General features: G+C 36.2%; 16 protein-coding genes and 5 pseudogenes. 9 read left to right on the plus strand and 12 right to left on the minus strand.

Annotation, left to right across the window (positions count from 1 at the left end):
- Positions 1-20 precede the first annotated feature (20 nt).
- Together RHABOEDO_RS08190 and RHABOEDO_RS08195 are read right to left on the minus strand one after the other, a co-directional pair.
- On the minus strand, positions 21-794 hold the full coding sequence (locus RHABOEDO_RS08190) for an MBL fold metallo-hydrolase (RefSeq protein WP_215217645.1): 774 nt from the start codon (positions 792-794) through the stop codon (positions 21-23).
- Between the two features lie 86 nt (positions 795-880).
- A complete protein-coding gene (locus RHABOEDO_RS08195) occupies positions 881-1,132 on the minus strand; it encodes a hypothetical protein (RefSeq protein WP_215217646.1) in 252 nt (83 codons plus the stop codon).
- Between the two features lie 200 nt (positions 1,133-1,332).
- On the opposite strand from RHABOEDO_RS08195, the pseudogene RHABOEDO_RS10940 reads away from it, so the two are divergent.
- Positions 1,333-1,881: pseudogene (locus RHABOEDO_RS10940) on the plus strand (ISAs1 family transposase).
- Positions 1,859-1,981 (plus strand): hypothetical protein, encoded by a 123-nt coding sequence (locus tag RHABOEDO_RS11180; protein WP_256439931.1) that lies wholly within the window; start codon positions 1,859-1,861, stop codon positions 1,979-1,981. The pseudogene RHABOEDO_RS10940 and the gene RHABOEDO_RS11180 overlap by 23 nt, the downstream one beginning before the upstream one ends.
- Before the next feature lie 103 nt (positions 1,982-2,084).
- Here RHABOEDO_RS11180 and RHABOEDO_RS08210 read toward each other — a convergent pair whose 3' ends face one another.
- The 8 genes and pseudogenes from RHABOEDO_RS08210 to RHABOEDO_RS08250 all read right to left on the minus strand — a co-directional run bounded on the left by RHABOEDO_RS08210 (position 2,085) and on the right by RHABOEDO_RS08250 (position 9,892).
- Positions 2,085-2,969, minus strand: a complete 885-nt coding sequence (locus RHABOEDO_RS08210) for a glycosyltransferase family 17 protein (protein WP_215217768.1) — start codon at positions 2,967-2,969, stop codon at positions 2,085-2,087.
- A 338-nt stretch (positions 2,970-3,307) separates the two neighbouring features.
- Positions 3,308-4,282, minus strand: coding sequence for an IS30 family transposase (locus RHABOEDO_RS08215; protein WP_220017533.1), 975 nt, complete (start codon positions 4,280-4,282; stop codon positions 3,308-3,310).
- A gap of 119 nt (positions 4,283-4,401) precedes the next feature.
- Complete coding sequence (locus RHABOEDO_RS08220) at positions 4,402-4,902, minus strand: GNAT family N-acetyltransferase (protein ID WP_245397504.1); 501 nt, start codon at positions 4,900-4,902, stop codon at positions 4,402-4,404.
- 19 nt (positions 4,903-4,921) lie between these two features.
- A pseudogene (locus RHABOEDO_RS08230) lies at positions 4,922-5,725 on the minus strand (transposase family protein).
- A 29-nt stretch (positions 5,726-5,754) separates the two neighbouring features.
- On the minus strand, positions 5,755-5,874 hold the full coding sequence (locus RHABOEDO_RS08235; protein WP_215217217.1) for a transposase: 120 nt from the start codon (positions 5,872-5,874) through the stop codon (positions 5,755-5,757).
- Between the two features lie 53 nt (positions 5,875-5,927).
- Positions 5,928-7,886, minus strand: coding sequence for a heavy metal translocating P-type ATPase (locus tag RHABOEDO_RS08240; RefSeq protein ID WP_215217216.1), 1,959 nt, complete (start codon positions 7,884-7,886; stop codon positions 5,928-5,930).
- Between the two features lies 1 nt (position 7,887).
- Complete coding sequence (locus tag RHABOEDO_RS08245; protein WP_215217215.1) at positions 7,888-8,610, minus strand: VIT1/CCC1 transporter family protein; 723 nt, start codon at positions 8,608-8,610, stop codon at positions 7,888-7,890.
- Positions 8,611-8,614: 4 nt separating this feature from the next.
- Positions 8,615-9,892: a M18 family aminopeptidase gene (locus RHABOEDO_RS08250; RefSeq protein ID WP_215217214.1), complete on the minus strand. Its 1,278-nt coding sequence runs from the start codon at positions 9,890-9,892 to the stop codon at positions 8,615-8,617.
- A 210-nt stretch (positions 9,893-10,102) separates the two neighbouring features.
- Here RHABOEDO_RS08250 and RHABOEDO_RS08255 point away from each other — a divergent pair, with 210 nt between their 5' ends.
- The 5 genes from RHABOEDO_RS08255 to RHABOEDO_RS08275 all read left to right on the plus strand — a co-directional run bounded on the left by RHABOEDO_RS08255 (position 10,103) and on the right by RHABOEDO_RS08275 (position 16,992).
- On the plus strand, positions 10,103-11,320 hold the full coding sequence (locus RHABOEDO_RS08255) for an MFS transporter (protein WP_215217213.1): 1,218 nt from the start codon (positions 10,103-10,105) through the stop codon (positions 11,318-11,320).
- Between the two features lie 76 nt (positions 11,321-11,396).
- Complete coding sequence (locus tag RHABOEDO_RS08260; protein WP_220017534.1) at positions 11,397-12,431, plus strand: IS630 family transposase; 1,035 nt, start codon at positions 11,397-11,399, stop codon at positions 12,429-12,431.
- A gap of 103 nt (positions 12,432-12,534) precedes the next feature.
- Positions 12,535-13,548, plus strand: a complete 1,014-nt coding sequence (locus tag RHABOEDO_RS08265; RefSeq protein ID WP_215216525.1) for an IS30 family transposase — start codon at positions 12,535-12,537, stop codon at positions 13,546-13,548.
- A 318-nt stretch (positions 13,549-13,866) separates the two neighbouring features.
- Positions 13,867-14,961, plus strand: coding sequence for a UPF0158 family protein (locus RHABOEDO_RS08270; protein WP_215217626.1), 1,095 nt, complete (start codon positions 13,867-13,869; stop codon positions 14,959-14,961).
- A 9-nt stretch (positions 14,962-14,970) separates the two neighbouring features.
- The gene (locus RHABOEDO_RS08275; protein WP_215217627.1) at positions 14,971-16,992 is read left to right on the plus strand and encodes an alpha-ketoacid dehydrogenase subunit alpha/beta; all 2,022 of its coding nucleotides are present in this window, start codon (positions 14,971-14,973) and stop codon (positions 16,990-16,992) included.
- Here the strand turns inward: RHABOEDO_RS08275 and RHABOEDO_RS08280 are convergent.
- Both RHABOEDO_RS08280 and RHABOEDO_RS08285 read right to left on the minus strand, forming a co-directional pair.
- Positions 16,967-17,365, minus strand: a complete 399-nt coding sequence (locus RHABOEDO_RS08280) for a hypothetical protein (protein ID WP_220017535.1) — start codon at positions 17,363-17,365, stop codon at positions 16,967-16,969. The two genes, RHABOEDO_RS08275 and RHABOEDO_RS08280, sit on opposite strands and share 26 nt — an antisense overlap.
- 243 nt (positions 17,366-17,608) lie before the next feature.
- A pseudogene (locus tag RHABOEDO_RS08285) lies at positions 17,609-18,433 on the minus strand (IS5 family transposase).
- A gap of 170 nt (positions 18,434-18,603) precedes the next feature.
- On the opposite strand from RHABOEDO_RS08285, the pseudogene RHABOEDO_RS08290 reads away from it, so the two are divergent.
- Both RHABOEDO_RS08290 and RHABOEDO_RS11835 read left to right on the plus strand, forming a co-directional pair.
- Positions 18,604-18,843: pseudogene (locus tag RHABOEDO_RS08290) on the plus strand (DDE-type integrase/transposase/recombinase); the annotation flags it as partial.
- 154 nt (positions 18,844-18,997) lie between these two features.
- Positions 18,998-19,299: pseudogene (locus tag RHABOEDO_RS11835) on the plus strand (IS30 family transposase); the annotation flags it as partial.
- Positions 19,300-19,495: the final 196 nt, after the last annotated feature.

Below are 19,495 nucleotides of genomic sequence, written 5' to 3' on the forward strand. Positions count from 1 at the left end.
GATGGACTCTTACTGCCGCTTTAAAACACAACAGGTTGACTGCAATGCTGTTGAAAAGCGATGCATACCTTAGTCTCCGCCTGTAAGATTTCAAGTTTTTTTTGCACGGTTTCTAATGCCACATCAGGATGATTACATTCACTAGAAAGATGTGCTAAGTAGATCTGTTTGAGGTTTGGATGAAAAATTTGCTCAATTAAAGAGCTACACTCTTCGTTAGAAAGATGTCCCTGACGCCCTAAAACTCTTTGTTTATAAATAGCAGGGCGCGCACTCGCATAAACCATCGAAGGTTGATGATTAGCCTCTACATACAGATAATCACATTTCTTCAATGTTTGTACAATGGAAGTAGAAATAAAACCCAAATCTGCACAAATACCTATTTTTAATCCCTCCAAATGAAGGGTAAATCCTACTGGATCTGCTGCATCATGGGGAATAGAAAAAGGAAGAATTTCAATATCTCCAAATGAAAAATATTCTCCTGTAGAAAAAATCTTAAAACGAGGGATCTTCTTGACATAAGAAGCAATAGCACAAGCTGTATCGCTATTTACAAATACAGGAATTTGATCTTCCCAAGCTAAACGCTCTAAGCCTTTAATATGATCTGTGTGCTCATGAGTGACTATAACCGCATCGATTTGACTTAAATGCACACCAATCAATTCTAATCTCTCTTTTAGGATTTTTATACCGATTCCTGCATCGATTAAAAGTTTTGTCTTTTCAGTTCCAATATAGAGACAATTACCTTTAGAGCCAGATGCAAGAGGACAAAAACCAATCATCTTTTTTTTCCTTAAATTCCAAGATAACTGTTTTAACAAGAAAACAGCGATTTGCACAAGCTAAGAAAAAAAATTCTCTCTTTGCATCAAAAAATACATTTCGCGATAGAACCTATTGATTTAAGATGTTCCACATTTTCCATAACATATTTAGGAAAAGTATTGTCAATAGGAATAGTTACTTGTTGTTGAATCCAAGTTTCGAGTTCCTCATCTGTAATGCCAAGTATATCGTCTCTTCTTTCTCTCTTTACGGGACAATTTTTTAGGAGCAGATAAAAAGAATAGCCCGCAAACTTGATTTTTTCTTCAATACTGGTAACTATTTGAGGAGTCATTTAGAAAAACAGGAAAAAAGTATTAGACTTCTTTCGAAATTCCTCAAAGCAACTCCAAATTGTGAATCCCTGCGATAAGATTAAATCACAAACCAAACCTCTTTCTCCGATTTCTGTATCTATCGCTTATAATCTTAAATCTCTTTAAATTACCTAAATTCACAATTTGGAGTTGCTTTGAAGAATTTCGAAAGAAGTCTATTAAAGGAGTTGTTGTAACAATCGATGCAGCCGGTTGTCACAAAATAGTAGTAGAACAGATTTGTTCCCAGGGAGGAGATTATGTTATTGCCCTTAAAGGCAATCAAGACCACTTACATGCAGAAGCTCATAACTTTTTTGAACAAGCACAGGACGTTATACAGGAAGAAGCTAGCTGTGCTTATTGGCGGTCTGAAAAATGTACTCGAGGACGTAGTGAGATAAGAGAAGTATGGGCGACTGAGAAATTAGATTGGTTACCTCAGCGTCAGATTTAGAAGAAGCTGCATAGCTTGATATACGTAAAAGTACAGAAGAAATCGCAAGAGAGGAATAGCTGTGAAATTCGGTATTTTATTTCAAGTCTACCTGCTAATGCAGAACGTCTTGCAAAGGAAGTGCGTAATCAATGGAGCATCGAAAACAAATTGCATTGGCAACTTGATGTTAATTTCCGAGAGGATTTAAGTCGTGTTAGAAAAGGAAATGGAGCTGAAAATCTATCTATAGTTCGACGGAGCTACTTTGAATCTTTTACAAAAAGATAAGACAAGCAAGGTCAGTTTACATAAACGGCGCTTCATTGCATCATGTCGTAAAGATTATTTATTAGATCTGGTAGGTGCAAAGGAAATTCTTCATGCGTAAGCCCTGAGAGCATAACAGGCAAAAAAGTATTAAAATAGCGCTCATAGCATAAAATCTTTAAAAACTTAAGATCGATCTTCTGATTCTAACTTTTCTCTAGCACTTACTCTGCAATAAATCCCATTGATCTAAGGTGCTTCATATTTTTTTTCATATATTCAGGAAAATCGTTAGGATACTCACTATCAACAGGGATGATCTCTTGTGCTTGAATCCAGATTTCTATTTCTTCATCTGAAAGCGAATCTACATTTTCTTTATCTCTACCTTCTACAATACTAAGTAACTTCTGTCTAGTCTTATCTTTACCTCCCATACAGGTAAAATGCCATCCCCCATCCATAATTTGAAAAAAGTTCCAGCGGTTATCTCGAAAGAACTGAATTCCCTTCCTTTTAACAGTATCATATAGAGTAGCAACGGTCCCTACCCATCGACCCCCATTAAGTTCACTTTTTCTATTGAGTTGATACATAAATAAAGGCATTTCAAGAGCTATTGCATCTGGTGGATTTTTTATGACTAGCTTTTTGGGCTTTCTTGTTTCTCTATAAAATAGCCACCTAAGCGTTTCTAAAGCCTGTACTCGAGGAATCTCATCGAGATCGGAAATCATAATAATATCCCAATCATTGCACTGCTGTAGACCTTTTATGATGCATTTTCTTTGAAAATTCTCTCTATCCCAACAAAGCCCTGTTGCAGGATCCATTGTATTTGAAGCTAGACGTTCATCGACAATGACATGTTTGATTTTAGGTAGATACTTTTCAAAAAGATGTTGGTTTTCTTGAAAATACAAAGGCTTAGGTTCCCCTCTTTGTGTTTCAACCGATTCTACCAATACAAAATAATCCACGTGATCATTGAGTTCTTCTAAACGCATCTTTAAAAGTTCTAACTCATTAAAAAAGGTAAAACAATCATATATCTTGCTGTAAGACGGGATACAAGTGCATAAAAAAGTAAAAAGGAAAATAAAATACATATCTATTTGCTCATAAAAAATTCATTCCATGAAGCTATCAGAGCAATCAAAAAAAATAAAGATTATTTTAAAAAAAGAAATAGATCTCTAAAAAAATAGTTATTCTTATTAACAGATTTTAAAGATGTGTATTTAAAAATTTATAAGATCTTAGAAAGATTTTTTGGTTATATATCTTATTGCTATTTTATTTATGGTTTTTTCTCCATTTTAGGTAATCCTAAACATGTAATGCTTAATATGGCCCTTTCAACATCGAAGTGCACAAAAAAGAACATATAAATACTTGAAAAAACATCTATTGTGCACCCGAGCATAGCATGTTTGTAGATAATCTCCTAAACACTTCTAGTGGAGTCTCGAGGTTGAGAACCTTGTCTAGGTCTGTTATTTAGTAAAGTTTCCACCCTTTCCATATCCTTGGAAGTCGTATCTAAAAAGCTTTGTGTTTTAGGAAAATATTGCCTAACTAGTCCGTTTGTATGCTCATTTAAGCCTCTTTCCCAAGAATGGTAGGGCGTTGCAAAGTAGAAGTCTGTCTCTAGCTCGAAACTAACCATTTGGTGATAGGCAAATTCTTTTCCATTGTCTGCTGTTAATGTGTGTACAAAATCTTTGATAGGTTTAAGTTGTTCAATTAACGCTTGACTTACTTCCTCTGCAGTTTTATGAGAAACTTTGGCGAGCTTAGTTAGCTTGGAAGTTCTTTCTACCATTGATACTATTACGCCTTTATGTCCTGCCCCTATGACTGTATCTAGTTCCCAGTCTCCTAAACGAGTCTTTTTTTCTACAATACAAGGCCGTTGCTTAATATCTATACGACCAGGGATGTTCCCTCTTCCAGAAGTTCCCTTTCTCTGCTTGTTATATTTTTTCCCTCGATGACGGAGCTCTCTATAAAGCTGTCCTCCCTGTCGTTTATCTTTCCAGATATGATTATAGATGGTCTCATGACTAACATGTTCTTTACCATGTCTTTTAAGCCATCCGGATATTTGTATAGGGCTCCATTGCAACTTGATTTTTTCTTCAATACTGGTAACTATTTGAGGAGTCATTTTTTTATTGGGCTGAGAATTTTTTCTAAGAAATGCTTTTTCTTGAGCTTGCTGATGACGGTATCCTCGTTGCCCTTTATTTCTCTTAAGTTCCCTACTAATAGTGCTATGATGAACTTTTAGAATGGTTGCTATTGAGCTAGATGTATCGCCTCTAGCTTTTAAAATATAAATCTGACATCTTTGGTCATACGTTAGGTGATGGTAGCCTTTAGTCAAGGTCTCTTGTTGTGTTTGATTGTTAAAAATCACAATAGAGATTCTTTCATCGCCTGCCTATTCTTTTTTTTAATTCTTCTGTGCACTTCAAACTTGAAAAGACTCTTCCAAAGGTTTTATGAAAACTATCTTTATGACTTATCGAAAAGATTTTAAACAGGCCTCTTAGGATGCAAATCTCTCATATACAGCTCCATTTGGTAGTGAGGGACTGGATGCCAGCTTGCAATAAACTCTCCCATGATCTTAAAGCCCACTTTTTGATACACGTGGATGGCTCGTTTATTGGTCGCTTCAGGGTCTGTCAGAACTCTTTTCATATTTGGAAACTGGCTGATTAAAAACTCTTGAATCATCGGTACAGCAATCCCTTTCCCCAAATAATTCAGGTCACAAATGAACAAATCTAAGGTAGTCGCATCATTTCCTTTAGGAGAAGTTATCAGAAAAGCGAAAGGGATATCTTTATCATAACCAATCCAGTAGGTAGTATTAGATTCTCCTTGAAAAAACTTTTCCAATCCGTTTAGGGTATTTTGAAGTCCGACTCCATGAATCCACTCAGCAACATGGGGTTGTACAAGCCATTTGTGAATAAGAGGCCGATCTTCTAATACCAGTGGTTTAAATGTAAACCGAAATTTAGACGGCATCATACCTTTCCTAGTAGTTTCATCGTATTTTCCATAGCCTGCGACATTTTTCTATCCACGCAAAAGAACGCTCTACAACCCATCTTTTGGGAATAACTGTAAAAGTATGAAGTGTATTTCTTTTGGCTATTTCTACTATACATCCTAATATCTCCTGCATACTCTTTGCAAATTTTTCTCCAGAATATCCTCCATCTGCTAAAACATTTTTTACACCGAACAAATGGTTTTTATGTAGTGAAAATGCTTCTATACACCCATTTCTACCATTGATATAATTGCGCCTTTCTACGACTATTTGTCTTTTGATCGAATGCTTTTTCTTTTTTCCGGAGTAAAATTGCGATTTTTTATCCTCTTTTTATCTTTGACTTTTTTTTGGGACGCTCTATAGGTGTTTCTGATGCATCTATAAGAATTACTTCGTATTCCATGTCACTCTTAAGAAGAGCTTTTTTAAAAAGTGGTTACCAGTGGCGTAAAAAAAACTTTTATCTGTATCACTCTTCAAAAGAGCTTTACGTCCTGGTAGCTCAAAATCTGGATGCTTAATTACTGTGTCTTCCAACCATTTCACTGTTTTATAAGCATTACTTTCACTGACTGAGTAACTTTGGCTTATGTGAAAGTAAGTCCTATATTCTCTAATGTACTCTAAAGTCATAAGCAGCATGTTTTCTATGCTTATCTTCTTTTTTCTTCTCTTCTTTGTTTTTCTATCTTTAACTTCTTGCTCTAGAATACCTATCATCTTATCAAACGTCTTTTGCTTAACACCGGTTAGACGACGAAACTTTTCTTCATCCAATAGAGGATACAATATACTCTCAAAAATTTAATTTCGAAAGAAGTCTAATATCGATTATTGAGAACTTTTTTATTCATGAATCGCCAAAGGCGTTCAATCAGATTGAGATCGGGAGAATAAGTAGGACAAGGATTCTGTACCTCACAATAGAGACATTGGCTCATAGAATCTTTAATTTTTTTATAAGTTGCTTTCCCTGTAGAAAATAGCTTAAGGTTTATTGTCTAAGGAGTCTTAGGCTATTTAAGCCCACAAGAACGGTGCCTCCTTCGTGGAAGATAACCGCAAGCCAAAGGGGAACCAAACCTAAAAGGGCAGGGAGGGTTACTAATAGAATAACAGCAAGAGCTAGGGTGATGTTTTGTTTGACAATAGCAATTGTTCTGTGGGCTTTTTGAATCATCCAATCGAGTAAAGAAAGATCATCATTGAGAAAAACAATATCTGATGCTTCAATTGCTGTAGCACTTCCTATTGTTCCCATAGAGATACCCACAGTGGCTCTTGCTAGGGCAGGAGCATCATTAATTCCATCGCCAACCATAATAAGACCTTGGCTAGTAGAAAGTTCTGCTACTTTAGCTAATTTATCTTCAGGTTTTAAGTCTGCATAGATTGTAGAAATAGCTAATTGCTCAGCTACATCTTTTGCAATTTTTAACTTATCACCTGTAAGCATAACGGGATGAAGTTTTTGGTTTTTTAGTCGATCGATTAAGGGTTTTGATTGAGCTCGTAAAGTATCGGTAAAATGGAAGAGAAATAGAGTATTTCCTAATAAAAGATAACTATTTAGTGTTCCTTTTTGAAAGATCTCAGGAGAAAAGGTTTTAGGTAAATAGGGTAGGATAAATGCTGAATTACCTATGTAGACAGGGACTTTGCGGTTTTGTAAAAAAACAAAACCTTGTAAACCAGAACCTGGAATAGATGTAAAATCTAAAAGTTCCGAAGGCTTAATTTGTTTTTCTTTTGCATAAGAAATAATAGCATCTGCAATGGGATGTACGGCAAATATTTCTAACCCATAAGCTGCTTGTAATCCTTCTTCTAAAGTATAGCATGGAGCCTGCTTTGGATGGATTATTTCTAATTTTGTGCAATGAAGCTTTCCCGTTGTTAATGTTCCTGTTTTATCAAAAGCTACAGTGTGACATGAGGTAAGTGCGTCTAAAATAATCCCTCCTTTAAGCAAGATGCCTTTACGAGCGCAGCTACTGATTGCACTTAAATAAGCCGTTGGAGTTGCTATGATTAATGCGCAAGGAGAAGCTGCAATTAAGAAAGATAACGCGCGGTAGAGCCCTCCTTCAGCTCCTAAATAGGTGATGGGAAAAATCCAAGGTAGTGTGATTGCAAAAATTAAAAAAAGTGAGATGATACTCATCGCATACCATTTACCAAAACGATCTAAAAAGCGTTGCAGACGGGGTTTTGATTCTTGAGCTTGAGTAATGAGCTCAATAATCCGATTTAATGTGGAATCACTACTTGTGCGAGTAACCTCTACTGTAATAGTGCCATCAAGATTATAAGCACCTGCCTGTACTTCATCGCCTAGTTTTTTACTAACAGGGCGACTTTCTCCTGTTAAATGACTTAAATTTACAAAAGAACTACCCTTAATAACAACAGAGTCAAGAGGAACAATTTCTCCTGCTTTAATCAGCAGGGTGGTTTTAAGAGGGATATCTTTTACAGATCTCTCGTAAATAGCTCCATCTTCTGCTACTACGTAGGCAAATCTAGGAGCTATTTGATGCAAACTAACCAGGGCACTTTTTGTTTTTTCTGTAACTAAAGTTTCCATAGCACCAGATAACTCAAATAAAACAAGCAATAAGGCTCCTTCCATACCATTCCCTATTAATACCGATAAGAGAGCGGCTAAAGTCATTAGTACATCGATATTAATTTCGAGATTTTTTATATCCCCTAAAGCTCCAATTAACGCAGGGGTTCCCGAAAAAAAATAAACAAATAACAGACAGAGATTAGAAAAAGCAGGGTTAAGAAAGGAAAAAATAAAAGCGCATAGTAATAATATTCCAGATATAAAAGCTGTTTTTAAAGAGAGGTGTTTACCCCATTTACGCGAAGAAGGGGTTAGAAAGGGACTGATGCTCTCTTCCTTACCCGAGGCAAAAAATTCATCAAAGAGATAAGGGCTATTCATTTTAGATGCCCTTGATTAACTGTTGAGCAAATATAACAGCGCCGCCAACAAGAACCAATACAGCACAATTCCAAACAGTTCTTTGCCAAGCTGAACTATTTTCAAGACGAGCAGAAAGTACAGTGGAAAAAACCGTTATTAAAAGAACGGCAATAGGCAGCCCAAATGAGAAAGATAAAGCATAACCTATTAAACACAAAACAGCGCTTATTAAAGCCCCTAACAAGGCAAAAGCGCTTTGTTTAAGCGGATGTTCGTATTGTTCTAAAGAGAGGCCTAATTCTTCTTCTAACATAATTTGTAAAAGACGATTGTCATCAGCCATCAGACAGTCGATCACTTCTTCGAGCAATTTACCAGAAAAGCCTTTTGCTTCATAGATTTCGGCTAGCTCTTCTCTTTCTTGATGTCTATGATGCTCAATTTCAAAGCGCTCTTCTTCAATCACACGATGTAATCTTTCCATTCGCGACCAGCCATTTAAAGCACTACGCGATGCTATAAATAAAATCAGACCAAAAGAGAGTAGTCCGAGAGTTTGCAAAGATAGTTGAATAAGCCATCCAATCAAAAGCGCTATCGCAAGCAATTTCATGCTTTCTGTTGCGGCAATTACATGGGAGGGAACTTCTGATCCATGTATTTCAGCTTTGAGAAGCATTCCTTTTTTACGTGCTTCTTTTAGATGTTCTGGAACTAACTTTCCTTTAAAATGTTTGGACATGATTTTATGATCCCTCTTGAACCAAATAGCTAAGCAAGTGCAACAGATCGAGGTAATCTTGACAAGCAATTAATTCCCTGGTCGAATGCATAGAAAGTTGAGGACATCCAATATCGATTGTATCAATTCCTAGATTAGCAGCCATGATGGGACCAATGGTGCTTCCACAAGGAAGATCAGATCTAGATAGAAAAGATTGGTAGTTGAGATTTAAGTTGTGACAAGCATGTACAATAGGAGCTACAGAAATTGCCTGGGAAGCATATTTTTGGTTTGCATTGTATTTAATCACAATCCCCTTATTTAAAAGAGGCTGGTGCTGTGAATCGTGTTTATCTATATAATTTGGGTTTAGCGCATGAGCCATATCAATCGAAAGACAAAGAGAACTGTTTTTCATGCGTGTTAGCGCTTCTACATCTAATCGAAGGTGGTAAGAAATGCGTTGCAATATATCTTGTAGGAAGGAAGAGCCAGCTCCTTCTACACTATAGGACCCTATCTCTTCATGGTCCCAAAAGAGCGCTATTTGTAGCTGGCTTAAGCTTGGTTTTTTACAATAGACTAAAGCAGCTAAAGCAGCATGTGCACTGACTAAGTTATCTATTCGATACGAGGCAAGCATTTCATTGTTTAATCCTATAAAACGCGCAGGTTCTTGTGGTACTAGAAAAAGATCGAAGGAAAGCAGCTTTTCAAAAGAGAGCTGACGTTTTAATAATTTTTCTAAGATATTTTTTTCTTGACTAGATACACTGACAAGAGGGCATAAGTGTTCTTGTTTATTTAAAATCACTCCTTTTTCATTCACTTCGCGATCTAAATGGAGGGCAAGCTGTGGGATGATAAAAGTAGCATCGTCTAAAATAACCAGGTTCTCTTCTGGTTGTTGATCCTTATTTAAAATAACTACTCTCCCTGCTAGAACCAGATCGCGATTTAGCCACGAAGAAAGCAGAGGACTGCCATATACTTCAACACCAAACGAGGTCATGTTTTGCTTAAGATAGCTGGGAAGTGGTTTGAGTTTAAGAGCACAGCTATCCGTGTGAGAGGCAAGAATAAGCGCTTGTTTAGGGGGGTTTTTAGGAAGGGAAAAAGCACACAAACTTCCTCCTCTTATCGTGAAATATTTACCACCTGGTTTTAATTTCCATTTATCGATTTCTTCTAAAGGCAGGAAATTATGAATGGCTAGACGATTACCTATTTCCTGAACAGCATGCCAAGAAGTAGGTGCTGTTTCTAAAAAAACTTTTAAATCAGCTAAAATGTGTGTCATAGAATTTTTGTTCTTTTACATTGCATTTATCTAACTTAAAATTTATATCACATGAGGTGGGATGAGAGCTATAATAATATGGCTTTTAAAAAAAGATAAAATTATAATGTTTCGAGCTGCTATCAGTCAATCTTGTTTTAAAAGAATATGACTTTAAAACATTTGTACTTTACTCTTTTTTGGAATTCAGTTTCACTCTGAAAAAAATGTATGCGTTTATTTCCTATATTATTAACTGTCTTTATCGATAGCTTAGGTTTTGGTCTGGTTTATCCGATTTTTTCTGTGTTGCTCATGAATCCTGAACAAGGATTTTTGCCTCTAAATACCTCTTTAGCGCTCCGAGGCTGGTTATTTGGATTACTGGTTTCGGGTTTTTGTTTGGGGCAGTTTTTTGGTGGACCGATTTTAGGGACTTTATCTGATTATAAAGGGCGTAAAAAAATTTTATTGCTCACTCTTTGGCTTGCTGCATCTACTTATGCATTGACTGTTTTCGGAATTATTTTTGAGAGTATCGTTGTCATTTTTATCTCTCGTTTATTAGGAGGAGTAGCTGCTGGTAATTGGTCTGTGGCTCAAACGATAATTGTAGATACCAGCACTGAGGAAGAAAAAACCAAGAACTTTGGTTTATTGGGAATGGCATGGGGAACAGGGTTTGTTATAGGACCTTATCTAGGAGGCAAGCTTTCAGATCCTTCTATATGTGCTATTTTTAATTTGACCACCCCTTTTTGGGCGGCTTCTGTTCTTTGTTTGCTTAACATTGCTCTTTTACTTTGGAAAATGCAAGAAAGCCTGCCAGCCATTCAGTTTACAAAAATTAGCTTAGTTGCTGGTATTCATCAACTTAAGGAAGCATTTACCTCTGTTAAACTTCGTAGTTTATTCTTCATGATGTTTATTTTTTGTATCGGTTGGGGGTTTTTTACGGAATTTTGTCCTGTTTTTTTGATTCGAGAATTTCACTTTAGCGGGTCTGAAATTGCTAATTTTTATGCAAGTATTGGTTTTTGGATTGCTTTCTGCCAAGGGCTTGTTATTCGTCCTTTCTTAAAATGGTTCTCTCCTAATTCTCTTATTTTAACTGCCTTACTTGGAATGGGTTGTACTCTAATAATTATGGTTTTTATAAAAGTTAAATTCTTTCTTTATTGCATGCTACCAGCCCTTGCTTTTTTTGAGGCTTTGCTTTTTCCATCTGCAACGACAATTGTCTCGAACGTGAGTGATAAGCAATCGCAAGGACATATTTTAGGCATTTACAATTCAGTGCAGTGGGCGGCAATTGGCCTGACTCCTCTTTTCTCGGGTTCGTTTGTAGCCATTTATCCTTATCTTCCTTTCGTTGTGGGAGCTATGGCTATGTTTTTTGCTCTTATTGTATTTATTGCAAATAATAGACCTAAAGAACTTATCTATTAAAAAATAATTTTTAAGATATAGTGGTTCCGATTCAATCGGATAGAAAAATATTTTGTTTTGTGTTAAGCTATTGAGTATGAAAAAACTGACCCCTAGCCAGATAGCTGACTTAGAACACAAGTTAAAGCATCCAAAAGACTATTCTGAACGGAATAGGCTTTGTGTAATTTTGGGCTATGATGAGGGTATCTCAACAAAAAATCTTGCTAAAGCACTTCGGATAAGCCCTATCACTGTTCAGGAATACCTCAGAGAATATGATTCCGAAAATAAAACTGGAAATAGCCCTCGAGGCGGTAGCAAATCAAAACTTTCACAAGACCAAACAGAGTCTCTACTAAAACACCTACAGGAAAAGACCTATCTTAAAGTCAAAGGGATCATAGCTTATGTGCATGAGCAATATGGGATAAAATATTCCCGAAGTGGCATGACAGATTGGCTCATACAGCACGGATTTGTTTATAAACGTCCTAAAAAGATTCCTGGGAAATTAGATCCTGAAAAACAACGAATTTTCATAGAACAATATATGGTTTTAAAGGAGACCTTAAACCCTGATGAAGAGATCTATTTCATAGATGCTGTGCATCCTGAACATCAGTCCCAAGCCGTATGTGGATGGATCAAAAAAGGCGTTCAAAAGACTTTGCAGACATCCGGGAAACAATTGCGATTGCATTTTGCTGGAGCTCTTTGCCTGACAGGAATGAAGATTTTTACAGAGGAATATAAGACAGTTGATGCCGATGCAATGCTCGATTTTTTCAAGAAGCTAGAAAAACAGACAGAGGCTCGAATTATTCATGTAATTTTGGATAATGCGAGATCAAACAAAAATAAGAAACTAGAAGAGTTTCTGATGTCTTCTAGGATTAAAGTGCACTATCTCCCTCCTTATTCGCCGAATTTGAATCCTATTGAACGCTTGTGGAAGATCTTAAAGGAAAAGAAGGTATACAATCGATATTACGAAACGTCGGTGACTTTTTTTCAGGCAATTAGAGGATTCTTCTTAGAAGAGATACCGAAAATAACAGATATTTTGAAATGTAGGATAAACGACAAGTTTCAAGTCGTTGACTTAAATCCCATTAAGCTAGCCGTTTGAATCGGCACTAGTATATACTAGCTTGATTTCAAAAGTCTTTTCAAGTTTGAAGTGCACAGAAGAATTAAAAAAAGAATAGGCAGGCGATGAAAGAATCTCTATTGTGATTTTTAACAATCAAACACAAGGAGAGACCTTGCCTAAAGGCTACCATCACCTAACCTATGACCAAAGATGTCAGATTTATATTTTAAAAGCTAGAGGAGATACATCTAGCTCAATAGCAAACATTCTAAAAGTTCATCATAGCACTATTAGTAGGGAACTTAAGAGAAATAAAGGGCAACGAGGATACCGTCATCAGCAAGCTCAAGAAAAAGCATTTCTTAGAAAAAATTCTCAGCCCAATAAAAAAATGACTCCTCAAATAGTTACCCGTATTGAAGAAAAAATCAAGTTGCAATGGAGCCCTATACAAATATCCGGATGGCTTAAAAGACATGGTAAAGAACATGTTAGTCATGAGACCATCTATAATCATATCTGGAAAGATAAACGACAGGGAGGACAGCTTTATAGAGAGCTCCGTCATCGAGGGAAAAAATATAACAAGCAGAGAAAGGGAGCTTCTGGAAGAGGGAACATGCCTGGTCGTATAGATATTAAGCAACGGCCTTGTATTGTAGAAAAAAAGACTCGTTTAGGAGACTGGGAACTAGATACAGTCATAGGGGCAGGACATAAAGGCGTAATTGTATCAATGGTAGAAAGAACTTCCAAGCTAACTAAGCTCGCCAAAGTTTCTCATAAAACTGCAGAGGAAGTAAGTCAAGCGTTAATTGAACAACTTAAACCTATCAAAGATTTTGTACACACATTAACAGCAGACAACGGAAAAGAATTTGCCTATCACCAAATGGTTAGTTTCGAGCTAGAGACAGACTTCTACTTTGCAACGCCCTACCATTCTTGGGAAAGAGGCTTAAATGAGCATACAAACGGACTAGTTAGGCAATATTTTCCTAAAACACAAAGCTTTTTAGATACGACTTCCAAGGATATAGAAAGGGTGGAAACTTTACTAAATAACAGACCTAGAAAGGCTCTCAACTTCGAAACTCCACTAGAAGTGTTTACGAGATTATCTACAAACATGCTATGCTCGGGTGCACAATAGATGTTTTTTCAAGTATTTATATGTTCTTTTTTGTGCACTTCAAGGTTGAAAGGGCCAAATTAAGAATTGCATAACTAGGTTTTTTTGAAAAAACTGCTCTTTCTTGCAAGAAGATGTTATCTTTTTTTATAAAAATGTTTATACATTCAAACTCTTAATTTGAATGCAAACGAGTATAGTAGTTCTGTTCTTTCTTGAATTAGAGCTCAAAGTATGCTACCCTCTTTACTTAAAAGAATAAAAAAACCATTTTATCTGTAAAGTAGCGTTTAAGCTTTGCTTTAACAAAAATACAATGGCGATTTAAGAGGTTTATCAATGTCAAAATATCCACAGGCACAAAATCCACTTTTGCTCCGGTATCACCGTCTAATGGATGCTTTTGCTAAATCAGATGACGAGCGTGATTTTTATCTAGATAAGGTAGAAGGGTTTATTGTTTATGTCGATTTAGATAAAGGAGAAAAAGAATTAGCTGATCTTGACAAAGAGATTAGCATCCATAATAAACGCTACGCGCTTTTACCAAAAATGACTTTCTATGAGACAAAAAAGTTTATGGAAGGATTTATTAATGAAAAAGTGTATGACATCGATACTAAAGAAAAGCTGCTGGACATTATTCAATCTAGAGAAGCTCGCGATAATTTTTTGGAATTCATTTATGATCATCACACGGAACTAGAGAAGTGGCAGCAATATTATGTAGAGCGCTCTCGTATTCGTATTATCGAGTGGTTGCGTCTTCAGGAAATCTTATTTGTATTTGAAGAAGATTTAGATTTAAATAAAAATATGATGGAGAAGTTAAAGCGATATTTATTTGACATGAAGGTCTCCAAAGACATAGCAGCTGTGAGAGAAGCTTTATATGTAAAAGCAAAAACCTATTATTCAAATGAAGCACTAAATCCTCGTCCTAAACGTGGACGTCCTCCTAAACAAGTTGCTAAAGTAGAAGTAGAGCCACAGGTAACCGTTGATATGTATACAATGGTTCCTTCTTCCTGTCGAACCTTTTTATATTTGCCAGATATTACCAATGCTGCAAGTATTACTTTTTCTGCTAAATTTGATACGGAAGCGCAACTACTCGCTAGCCTTAGAGGAAGTTCTCGTATTAAAGTGGATACTAAATTGCAAGCACTTTCAGAAAGACTGGAATCATTGCGCCATTTATCCACGCGGCTAATCACTACAGCAGATAGTTCTAGTTTAGCCGAACAAGGCATTAAACACTTAAAACAGATTCCCGAAGCTACAGTCTCTGCACCAATAGAAAATAAGAAAAGTTCTATTTCGGAGGTTGTTAAAGATTTGCTACCTTCTCGAAAAAAATCTGCAGATCCAGCAAAGAAAAAGGGTGAGATAAAGACAGTGACACAGATCCGCAAACAGCATAGAAAAGGGTAAGAGTTGAAAATGACGCAGCAACTTTTTTGCCAAGGTCTGACAAGAGCCATGAAAACTTTAGAAGTGATTTATCGAACGCGATTTGCCGATGAAAAAATGAAAAAGTTGATTCGCCAAAATAAAGGTGGCACATTTCATTTATGTACTGCAGGACACGAAATGGTAGGAGCTGTGGCTGCATCAGCATTGATCCCAGGCAAGGATTGGGGGCTAGCGTATTATCGCGACCGAGGTTTTGCAATAGGAATTGGTTGTACTCTCACAGAAATTATTGCAGCTTCCTTAGCGCGTGATATACCGCATCATTCCTCTGGGCGTATGATGCCGGAGCATTTTTCTCATAAAGAGTTTCGTTTGCCTTGTCAATCCAGTTGTGTAGGATCTCAATTTTTACAAGCTGTAGGCGTTGCAAAGGCAAGGCAACTCCTTAAAGAGGATGATGTTGTTTATGTGTCTGCTGGAGATGGAGCTACTTCTCAAGGAGACTTTCACGAAGCGTTAAATTTTTCCCTTTTACACAAACTAGGGGTTATTTTTGTTATTCAAGATAATGGGTTTGCGATTTCTGTTCCTATAAAAGATCAAACAGCAGGAGGCTCTATCGCCTATATGGCAGAAGGCTATCCAGGTCTTTCTATTTTTGATGTTGATGGTGGAGATTACGAAGAACTCACCAAAGCATTTGATACAGCTGTGCAAAAAGCTAGAGGTGCTCAAGGGCCAAGTCTTATTGTAGCCAAAGTTCCTCGAATAGGCCCTCATAGCAGTAGCGATGACCAAAATAAATATAGAACAATAAAATGCATTGCAAGCGATCAAGCAAAAGATATTTTGCCTCGTATGGAAAACCATCTTGTAGGGCTTGGAGTTTCTATCGATGAAATGCAAAAAATGAAAAATCGTTGTTTTGAAGAAGTGGAAAAGGCCGCAGTAGAAGCGGATCAAATTCCTTTTCCCATTGCAGACACAGCAGCCGATCATGTTTTTAAAAAGAGTGTGATAGAAGATTTTCAATTGCAAAAAACCTCTAAATGTCCGTTAGAGAGCATTGTAATGATGGATGGATTAAACCATGCTTTAGACGAAGAAATGCAATATGATTCCAACGTTGTTGTTTTTGGTCAAGATGTGGCTCATGGGAAGGGAGGAGTATTTGGAATTACCCGTAAGTTAACAGAAAAATATGGAAGTTCTCGCTGCTTTAATTCGCCTCTTGCAGAGTCTAGTATTATAGGAGTTGCTTTGGGAATGTCGATAGCAGGAATTCGTCCTGTTGTAGAGATTCAATTTGCAGATTACATGTGGACGGGCGTTAATCAACTTTTTAATGAGTTATCTAGCTTTCATTATCGTTCTAATGCAGAGTGGCATTGCCCTGTGGTCATTCGCATGCCATATGGCGGATACATTCAAGGAGGCCCTTATCATTCACAGAGCGTTGAGGCTATTCTTGCTCATATTCCAGGATTAAAAGTAGTCATTCCCAGTAATGCGGCTGATGCAAAAAGACTCTTAAAAATGGCTATTCGCGATCCTAATCCTGTTGTGTTTCTTGAACACAAAGCTCTTTATCGTCAAAGGGTTTTCTGTGCTAGCCCCGAGCCTTCAGAAGAAGAATTACAAGCCTTTGGCATAGCTAAATACGTTCGGAAGGGAGCGGATTTAACAGTTGTTTGTTGGGGAATGATGGTTTTTATGGCTTCTCAAATTGCAGATCGTCTCTTGCAAGATGGGATTTCTATAGAAGTTATTGACTTGAGAACTCTAGTTCCTCTTGATCTTGATCTAATTGTGCAATCTATTAAAAAAACCGGTAAATTACTCATTGCTCATGAAGCTGTTCGTACTTGTGGTTTTGGTGCTGAAATTGCAGCTCTTATAGCAGAAGAGGCTTTTGATTTACTAGATGCGCCTATTAAGCGTGTTACAGCAAAGGATTGCCCCGTTCCTTATTGTAAGCGGTTAGAAGATGCTGTATTGCCTCAAATAGAAGATTTAGAGCAGGCTATACATCAACTTGCTCGGTTTTAATCGGTCTCTTTTTTCTACAAGGACGAATCTGTGGCTTTTTTATTTGTTGAGATGTTTTAACCTTTTGAGCTAGATGCTCAATTAATCGTGCATTCAATTGGCCAAATTCTTTGAGTTTATTTTCTATTTGATTTAAAGGATTGGCTTTTTTTGTAAGAGTCTGTGGCTTTTTGTCTTTTTCTAATAATTCATGCATATGCATTAGACGTGCCATTAAACTTTCTTGTGTCTTTTGTAATGCTTGTACTTCAGATGTAAATAATGCATTGAATGAAATGCGATTAATTATGTCTGCATTTTCAATTAATTGATCCAATGTTTGATCAATATCAGCTAAAATTTCTTCTCCTGTACTTAGCATTGCTTCCCTCATTTTGTATTGTTTTTAGCCTAATATACATCTAATTAAATTAGTGTTCTTAGTTTTTATAAAACAATTTTTCTTAATTTTGTCAATTAATAAAAAAATTTTTTGCTTGTTTATTTTGTAAAAAATTACTTGATAAATCTTATTTTATTTTTCAGTCTAAAAAAATTAGATATAACAATCTTTTAAAATAGGGTAGTCCTAAACATGTAAAGCTCGGAATTAACAGTAGACCTCTTTCAAAACCCATTAACATAGCTCCAGATTATAAATGCCCGCAATTAGATTGAACCGAAGACCAAACCTTTTTCGTCTATTTCTATAACGATCAGCTAAAATTTTGAATCGCTTAAGCAGACCAATAGCATTTTCATTAATTACACGTTCTTTGGAAAGGAATTGATTATTTTTTTTGTCTTGTTTTGTTAAAGGATTTTTCTTGCTTCTTCTTTTAGGCATTTGGGTTTTAGCATGAAGCTTTTTAAGTCCTCAATACCCTCCATCTGTTAGAAGGTTTATTTCGGAATGAAACTTGATTTTAGAATCCTTAAATATCCTAAAATCATGTCTTCTACCTTTGGAAAAAAAGGTACAAATAATCTTTTTTGTGTCCTTGCTCATTACAAGCTGCATCTTTAAGGTGTGCCTTTTCTTCTTCCCTGAGTAAAAATGTTTTTGTTTTTTTTAGGGCTCTCTATGGGTGTTTCTGTGGCATCTATTAAAATAACATCATATTCCATATCGCTTTTTAATAGCTCTTTACGTCCAAGCAGTGCAAATAGGGGATGTTTTATCAGGGTGTATTCTACCCATTTTATTGTTTTATAAGCTGTACTTTCACTGATATTATAGCTCTGGCTTATATGAAAATAGGTTCTATACTCTCTTAGATACTCTAAGGTCATCAGTAACATGTCTTCTATTTTTAATTTATTGACGCGGCCTCCTCGGGCTTTTTTCTCTTTGTGACTTATCTTCCAAAATCAAGCTCATTTAATCAAATGTGCTACGTTTTACTCCGGTTAATCTTCGGAATTTCTCGTTGTCTAAACTTTTTGCTTTTTCAAATTTCATCATGCCCTTACGTATTTTTAAGGGCATTATTTTATACAAGGGCTTTTTTATTTCCTAGTTTTGAAAGAGCTCTAGTTATAATCGCAGATGAAGTACATGATCATTCCTATGTGATTCACAAGCTTTTTACTGCAACTAAAATGCATAAAGAAATAGTTCCTAATTATGTAAATCAAAACTTTACAATAGGCGCTCCGAATCAAACTTGGGTGTCAGATATCAGTTATATAGCTACTCGTGAAGGATGGCTATATTTAGCAGTTGTGCTAGATCTGTTTTCAAGAAAAATTGTTGGATTCTCTATGAGTAGCAGGATGCAAACAGATCTTGTTAAACGTGCATTACAGCAAGCTATTATGAATAGAAATCCAGAAAGAGGCTTTATTCACCATTCTGATCGTGATTCTCAATAGATTTCTTTCATAACCCCTTATTTTAAAGCTTTCATTTATAGATTCCTATCTTAACAAAAGCATTTCCAGCTATATCGCTTAAACAATCATACTCTCATGGATTAAAATACTTTAAAATTTTAGATTGCTTATTGGTTATGCAAGAGATCTATTAACAACAGACAACGGAAAAGAATTTGCCTATCACCAAATGGTTAGTTTCGAGCTAGAGACAGACTTCTTACTTTGCAACGCCCTACCATTCTTGGGAAAGAGGCTTAAATGAGCATACAAACGGACTAGTTAGGCAATATTTTCTTAAAACACAAAGCTTTTTAGACACTACTTCCAAGCGTATGGAAAGGGTGGAAACTTATACTAAATAACAGACCTAGAAAGGCTCTCAACTTCGAAACTCCACTAGAAGTGTTTAGGAGATTATCCACAAACATGCTATGCCCGGGTACACAATAGATGTTTTTTCAAGTATTTATATGTTCTTTTTTCTGCACTTCGAGGTTGAAAGGGCCTGTCTAAAAAAAGGTGACAAGATCACTTTTTATTCCTGCATCATATCCTTTCTTCTTTGCTGTATTCAGTATCTAAAATAAGCTTTAACCGCTTTTTAGCATTTTTAAAGTAAGAAAAAATATCAAATAAAATATTTTAG

It is taken from the genome of Candidatus Rhabdochlamydia oedothoracis (assembly GCF_019453995.1).
Taxonomy (GTDB): Bacteria; Chlamydiota; Chlamydiia; order Chlamydiales; family Rhabdochlamydiaceae; genus Rhabdochlamydia; species Rhabdochlamydia oedothoracis.